2 tRNA genes and 2 rRNA genes are annotated in these 1,898 nt (G+C 49.1%); all 4 read left to right on the top strand.

Annotated elements, in window-relative coordinates:
• Positions 1 to 220: ribosomal RNA gene (locus tag EQV93_RS22370) — 16S ribosomal RNA — on the top strand; the annotation flags it as partial.
• 81 nt (positions 221 to 301) lie between these two features.
• Positions 302 to 378 (top strand) — tRNA-Ile (locus EQV93_RS22365).
• 34 nt (positions 379 to 412) lie between these two features.
• Positions 413 to 488 (top strand) — tRNA-Ala (locus EQV93_RS22360).
• Positions 489 to 737: 249 nt separating this feature from the next.
• Positions 738 to 1,898: ribosomal RNA gene (locus tag EQV93_RS22355) — 23S ribosomal RNA — on the top strand; the annotation flags it as partial.

Here is a 1,898-nt window from a genome sequence, read left to right as displayed (position 1 = left end):
GACTGCGTGAAGTCGGAATCGCTAGTAATCGTGAATCAGAATGTCACGGTGAATACGTTCCCGGGCCTTGTACACACCGCCCGTCACACCATGGGAGTGGGTTGCACCAGAAGTAGCTAGTCTAACCTTCGGGAGGACGGTTACCACGGTGTGATTCATGACTGGGGTGAAGTCGTAACAAGGTAGCCGTAGGGGAACCTGCGGCTGGATCACCTCCTTAATCGACGACATCAGCTGCTCCATAAGTTCCCACACGAATTGCTTGATTCATTGTAGAAGACGATAGAAGTAGACCAAAATTGGGTCTGTAGCTCAGTTGGTTAGAGCGCACCCCTGATAAGGGTGAGGTCGGCAGTTCGAATCTGCCCAGACCCACCAATTTTGTTTATGTTGAAAATGCCTGTAGAAATATGGGGCCATAGCTCAGCTGGGAGAGCGCCTGCCTTGCACGCAGGAGGTCAACGGTTCGATCCCGTTTGGCTCCACCATAAACTTGCTTCTGTGTCGTAAAGCTTAGAAATGAGCATTCCATCAAATGATGGTGAATGTTGATTTCTGATCTTTTGATTAGATCGTTCTTTAAAAATTTGGGTATGTAATAGAAAGTTAGACTGGATAACACTTTCACTGGTGTTTATTCAGGCTAAGGTAAAATTTGTGAGTTCGCTCTTAATTGAGCATGCGAATTTTCGGCGAATGTCGTCTTCATAGTATAACCAGATTGCTTGGGGTTATATGGTCAAGTGAAGAAGCGCATACGGTGGATGCCTTGGCAGTCAGAGGCGATGAAAGACGTGGTAGCCTGCGAAAAGCTTCGGGGAGTCGGCAAACAGACTTTGATCCGGAGATGTCTGAATGGGGGAACCCACCTAACATAAGTTAGGTATCTTAAGCTGAATACATAGGCTTAAGAAGCGAACCAGGGGAACTGAAACATCTAAGTACCCTGAGGAAAAGAAATCAACCGAGATTCCCTTAGTAGTGGCGAGCGAACGGGGACCAGCCCTTAAGCTGTATTGATGTTAGCGGAACGCTCTGGAAAGTGCGGCCATAGTGGGTGATAGCCCTGTACGCGAAAACATCTTTGCAGTGAAATCGAGTAGGACGGAGCACGAGAAACTTTGTCTGAATATGGGGGGACCATCCTCCAAGGCTAAATACTACTGACTGACCGATAGTGAACTAGTACCGTGAGGGAAAGGCGAAAAGAACCCCGGAGAGGGGAGTGAAATAGATCCTGAAACCGTATGCGTACAAGCAGTGGGAGCCCACTTTGTTGGGTGACTGCGTACCTTTTGTATAATGGGTCAGCGACTTATTTTCAGTGGCAAGCTTAACCGAATAGGGGAGGCGTAGCGAAAGCGAGTCTTAATAGGGCGTCTAGTCGCTGGGAATAGACCCGAAACCGGGCGATCTATCCATGGGCAGGTTGAAGGTTGGGTAACACTAACTGGAGGACCGAACCGACTACCGTTGAAAAGTTAGCGGATGACCTGTGGATCGGAGTGAAAGGCTAATCAAGCTCGGAGATAGCTGGTTCTCCTCGAAAGCTATTTAGGTAGCGCCTCATGTATCACTGTAGGGGGTAGAGCACTGTTTCGGCTAGGGGGTCATCCCGACTTACCAAACCGATGCAAACTCCGAATACCTACAAGTGCCGAGCATGGGAGACACACGGCGGGTGCTAACGTCCGTCGTGAAAAGGGAAACAACCCAGACCGTCAGCTAAGGTCCCAAAGTTATGGTTAAGTGGGAAACGATGTGGGAAGGCTTAGACAGCTAGGAGGTTGGCTTAGAAGCAGCCACCCTTTAAAGAAAGCGTAATAGCTCACTAGTCGAGTCGGCCTGCGCGGAAGATTTAACGGGGCTCAAACCATACACCGAAGCTACGGGTATCA

This window comes from Pseudomonas sp. TMW22091 (assembly GCF_022496705.1).
Classification (GTDB): Bacteria; Pseudomonadota; Gammaproteobacteria; order Pseudomonadales; family Pseudomonadaceae; genus Aquipseudomonas; species Aquipseudomonas saxonica.
The sequence above is the reverse complement of the archived record's forward strand: the minus strand, read 5'-3'. Positions and strand labels throughout refer to the sequence as shown.